The 5,130-nt window shown below is 67.9% G+C and carries 5 protein-coding genes; all 5 read left to right on the top strand.

Annotated features, from left to right (window positions below; all coding sequences use genetic code 11):
* On the top strand, positions 1-794 hold a 794-nt coding region (locus ABZX92_RS45025; RefSeq protein ID WP_355572198.1), incomplete at its 5' end, for an extracellular solute-binding protein.
* 10 nt (positions 795-804) lie between these two features.
* Positions 805-1,803, top strand: a complete 999-nt coding sequence (locus tag ABZX92_RS45020; RefSeq protein ID WP_355572196.1) for a sugar ABC transporter permease — start codon at positions 805-807, stop codon at positions 1,801-1,803.
* Entirely contained in the window at positions 1,803-2,621 is an 819-nt protein-coding gene (locus tag ABZX92_RS45015) for a carbohydrate ABC transporter permease (RefSeq protein WP_355572194.1), read from the top strand. Before ABZX92_RS45020 ends, ABZX92_RS45015 begins: the two co-directional genes overlap by 1 nt.
* Before the next feature lie 3 nt (positions 2,622-2,624).
* Positions 2,625-4,043: a glycoside hydrolase family 3 N-terminal domain-containing protein gene (locus ABZX92_RS45010; RefSeq protein WP_355572192.1), complete on the top strand. Its 1,419-nt coding sequence runs from the start codon at positions 2,625-2,627 to the stop codon at positions 4,041-4,043.
* Entirely contained in the window at positions 4,040-5,083 is a 1,044-nt protein-coding gene (locus ABZX92_RS45005; RefSeq protein WP_355572190.1) for an SIS domain-containing protein, read from the top strand. Before ABZX92_RS45010 ends, ABZX92_RS45005 begins: the two co-directional genes overlap by 4 nt.
* Positions 5,084-5,130 lie beyond the last annotated feature (47 nt).

Raw genomic sequence — 5,130 nt, 5'->3', positions numbered from 1 at the left:
TGGCGAAGCCGCCGACGTCGCGTGCCGAGTGGATCGACGCGATCACCAAGCTCAAGGCCGCGAACGCGTCCAACCCGGACTTCCAGGCGCTGTACCTGCCTGGTCAGTCCTGGTACTTCCTGCTGTCGCTGATCTGGGACGAGGGCGGCGACATCGCCAAGCAGGACGGCGGCAAGTGGACCGGCACGCTCGACACCCCGCAGGCCAAGGCGGGCTTCGAGGCCTACAAGGCGCTCTACGACGCGTCGGCCACCAAGAAGGCCCCGGCTGACATCGACGAGGCGAAGCCCCAGCAGATGGAGGTCTTCGGCACGGGCAACGTCGGCATGATGATCGGCCTCCCGTGGGAGCTCGCCGGTGCCGTCAAGGCCAAGGCCGACCTGAAGGACAAGGTGTCCGCGTTCCCGATCCCGTCCAAGAAGGCCGGCTCGTCCGCGCCGGTGTTCCTGGGCGGCTCGAACCTGGCGATCCCGGCCGGCAGCAAGAACGCCGACGCCGCCAAGAAGTACCTGGCGCTGCTGTCGTCCAAGAAGTACCAGGACATGCTCGCCGAGGGCGGCGCGGTTCCCGGTACCTCGAAGGACACCTCGAAGCTCGGCTCCACCCCGGTCGGCAAGGCCATGGCGGACTCCGCCCCGAACGGCAAGGTCACCCCGACCACGCCGAAGTGGGCGGCCGTCGAGGCGGGCCAGAACCCGCTGAAGGACGCGCTGACCGCGTACCTGTCCGGCGCGAAGACGCTGGACCAGGCGACGAAGGACGCGAGCGACGCCGTCACCAAGGCCATGGGCTAGCCCAGCTGAGATGACGGCCGTCAAGACGACCGAAACGGCAGCGCCGGCCGGGGACATCCCGCCGGCGCTGCCGCCTGCCGTGACGGGTGGGGCGCGCAAGCGCCGCCGCCGGGGCGGCGCCTTCGACCGGGCGCTGCCCTACCTGCTGATCGCTCCGGCGCTCATCGCGATCCTCTGGCTGATCGGGTTCCCGGTCGTCTCCGTCTTCGTGACGAGTTTCCGCCGGCTCAACCTCGGCGAGCTGGTGCGCGGCCAGATCGTGTGGACCGGCCTCGACAACTACGCGACAGTCCTGCAGGACGAGCGCTTCTGGACCGTCTCGTTGCGGACCGTCGTGTTCACCGTCGCCGTCGTGGGCGTGTCAGTGGGCTCGGGCCTGCTGATCGCGTTGCTGATGCGCAAGCTCTCCGGGTGGGTCCGGGTCGCGCTCCAGGTCACGATGCTGTGCGCGTGGGCGATGCCGATCCTCGCGTCCGCGACCGTGTACATCTGGATGTTCGACCAGAACTACGGAATCCTGAACAAAACGCTGGTGCAGCTCGGTTTCGAGCAGTTCAACGGGCACTCGTGGTTCGGTTCCGGCGCCTCGACGCTGGCCGTGGTCGGCCTGCTCATCGTGTGGCAGGCGATCCCGTTCCTGGCGTTCTCGCTCTACGCCGGTGTTCTCGGCGTTCCGCGCGACCTCTACGAGGCGGCGGGCATCGACGGCGCGACCGGCTGGCAGACGTTCCGCGCGGTGACGTGGCCGGAGATCAAGTCGCTGCTGATGATGGTGACGTTCCTGTCGACCCTGTGGGACTTCAAGGTCTTCGCCCAGATCTGGGTCTTCAAGGAGGGCGGCCCGAGCGGTGAGAGCACGACGCTCGCCGTGCTGCAGTACCTGGAAGGCATCGCGAAGAGCCACTTCGGCGTCGCGGCCGCGATCAGTGTGCTGATGATGATCATCCTCGGCCTGATCACGTTCCAGTACCTGCGCAGGCTGCTGCAGACCGAGGAGGGCAAGATCTGATGCTCAAGAAGTCTGCCGCGAACGTCGCGGGCCTCGTGCTCGCGCTGTTCTTCCTCTTCCCGACGTACTGGATGATCACGTCCGCGTTGAAGCCCAAGGGCTCGACGATCACGTCGGACTACGACCTCGTCCCGCTCTCCGTGACGATGTCGAACTTCGTGACCGCGTGGTCGAAGCCGGGCTTCCTGTCCTCGCTGGGCAACAGCCTCATGGTGACGCTCACCGCGGTGCTGGCCTCGATCATCGTCGGCATCACGGCAGCGGTCGCCATGTCGCGCTTCTCCTTCCGCGGCCGCAAGTCGTTCGTGCTGCTGATGCTCGTCGCGCAGATGGCGCCGTTCGAGGCGTTGCTGATCCCGATGTTCCTGATGATGCGGGATCTCCAGCTCTACGAACACCTGACTTCCTTGGTGCTCGTGTACTTCGCCGTGACGCTGCCGTTCTGCGCGTGGACGTTGCGCGGCTTCGTGAACGGCATCCCGATCGAGCTCGAAGAAGCCGCGATGGTCGACGGCTGCGGCCGCTGGGGCGCGTTCCAGAAGGTGACTCTGCCTTTGCTGGGCCCGGGTCTCGTCGCCACCTCGGTGTTCGCGTTCATCACGGCGTGGAACGAGTTCCTGTTCGCCAAGGTGCTGATCCGCAGCCAGGACAGGGAAACCCTCCCCGTGTGGCTGTCCGGTTTCCAGACGGCGTTCGGCACCGACTGGGGTGGCGCGATGGCCGCCTCCGTGCTCTTCACCGTGCCCGCACTCGTTTTCTTCCTCATCGTCCAGCGCAAGATGGTCGCCGGTGTCACCGCCGGTGCTGTGAAGGGATGACACGTGGATCAGTTGGCCGCTGCCGTTCTGCTGCCCGGATTTCACGGAACGACCGCCCCCGACTGGTTGCTGCGGCGGGTCGCTGACGGACTCGGCGGTGTGGTTCTCTTCGGCCGCAACGTCGTCGACGACGCTCAGGTGACCGCGCTGTGCGGCGAGCTCCGCTCGGTGCGCCCGGACGTGGTGATCGGCATCGACGAGGAGGGCGGCGACGTCACGCGTCTCGACGCGGGCCGCGGCTCGGAGGTCCCCGGCAACCACGCCCTGGGCGCGGCGGACGACCTCGACCTGACCCGCTCGGTCGCCGCGTCCATCGGCTCCCGCCTCGCCAAGTGCGGGATCTCGCTGAACCTCGCGCCGTCCGCCGACCTGGTGCTGACGCTGGACGACCCGATCATCGGCGTCCGCGCGTTCGGCTCGGACCCGATCCTGGCCGCAAGGCACGTCGCCGCGTGGGTCGAGGGCCTCCAGGCCGTCGGCGTCGCGGCCTGCGCCAAGCACTTCCCGGGTCACGGAGCGTCCACTGAGGACTCTCACGAGCAGCTCCCCGTTCTTCCCCGCACGGAAGAACAACTCCGCGCCGTGGAGCTCATCCCGTTCCAGGCGGCCGTGAACGCGGGCGTCCGCTCGATCATGACCGGCCACCTCGTCGTCCCGGAGTGGGGCAGCGCTCCCGTCACGCTCAACAAGCACGCGATCGACCTGCTCCGCAACGAACTGGGCTTCACCGGCGCCGTGATCACCGACGGCCTCGACATGAAGGCGGTGGGCGGAGACCTGGCCCAAGGCGCCGTGCGCGCCCTCGCCGCCGGAGTCGACGCGATGTGCCTGGGCGGCATGGCGCTGGACGACGCCGACCTGCAGTGGCTGATCGACTCGATCGTCGCCGCCGTGAAGTCCGGCGAGCTCTCCGAAGAACGCCTGACCCAAGCCGCAGCCCGCTCCCTCGCCCTGGGCCTACCTCCGTCATCGGTGGACGCTCACGACGCTGAGATCGGTCTCACGGCTGCTCGACGTGCGGTTCAGGCACGCGGCCGGGTTAGTGTCGGTACCGACCCGGTAGTAGTCGACCTGGTCGTGGACCCGTCGATCGCGGTCGGCGACGTCCCGTGGGGCCTGGGCCCGTACCTGCGTGAAGTGCTCCCGGACACCGAGGTGATCGCCGCCCGCGACATCTCGGCGGACGAAGTTGCGAAAACCGCAGGCAGTCGCACGATTGTCGTCGTGACCCGAGACGCCCACCGCCACACGAGCGCTCGACAACTGGTAACAAACTTAACTAATCTGGATCTGGACGTCGTGCACGTCGAAACCGGCGTGCCTGGTCCAGACCTGGGCAGCGTCGCCCGCATCGACACCCATGGCGGTTCTCGGGTGAGCCTCCGAGCCGCGGCCGAGCTGATCCTGAAAGGCACCACATGACCACGCCCCAGCCAGGCCAGCACATGGCGGCGGAGATCGCGGCCCAGCCGTCGATCTTCTCTTCCTTGTACGCGAACCGTGCCGACATCGCGGCGGTCGCCCAGGTGATCCGGGAACGCGCTCCGCGCTTCGTCCTCTTCGCCGCCCGCGGCTCGAGCGACCACGCCGCGATCTACACCAAGTACCTCACCGAGATCCTCCTGGAACTGCCGGCAGGCCTGGTCTCCGCCTCCACGACGACTTTGTACGGCGCCGAGCCCGACCTCCGCGACGTCCTGCTGATCACCGTCTCGCAGTCCGGCGGCTCCCCGGACCTGCTGGAGGTCACCGCCTCCTACCGCCGCCGAGGCGCCTTGACCGTAGCAGTGACCAACACCGCCTCCTCGCCTCTGAACGCGGCCGCCGAACTCTCGGTGGACGTATCCGCAGGCGTCGAACACGCCGTGGCGGCGACCAAGACCTACTCGGCGACTTTGCTGGCCCTGTACCTGCTGATCGACGCGGTCCGAGGCGGCAACGGCGAAGCCGCCGCAGCGCTGGGTGATCTGGCTCAGGTGACGCTGGACCAGTCCACCCCGACGGTCGAAGAGGCCGTCCGCCGGTATCGCTTCGTGGACCGCGTCCTCACCACGGGCCGTGGCTACTCCTACGCCACCGCCCTGGAAGCCTCGCTGAAGCTCGCCGAGACCTCATATCTCGCAGCGCGCGCCTACAGCGGCGCCGATCTCCTCCACGGCCCGGTAGCCGCGGTCGACGGCGAGACCGCCGTTCTGGCGATCACCTCGCTGGGCAAGGGCGGCGACTCACTGCTGGACGCCCTGACCGTGGTGAACGAGCGCGGCGCAGACTTGGTGGCCGTCGGCTCAGCCTCCGAGAAGGTCCCGTCCGCGTTGTCCATCGCGATCCCGGAGACGGCCGAGGAAGTAGCGCCAATCCTGGAGATCCTCCCGGTCCAACGCCTGGCCCACGGCCTGTCACTGGCTCGTGGCGGCGACCCGGACAGCCCGCGAGGCCTGAACAAGGTCACCCGCACCCTCTAACGGGTGATTTTTTACTCACGCGGGGCCCCTACGTACCTTTCTGAGGT

The organism is Lentzea sp. NPDC006480 (genome assembly GCF_040611995.1).
In the GTDB taxonomy this organism is placed as follows: Bacteria; Actinomycetota; Actinomycetes; order Mycobacteriales; family Pseudonocardiaceae; genus Lentzea.
Note: the sequence above shows the minus strand (reverse complement) of the source record. Positions and strands in the feature narration are given on the sequence as shown.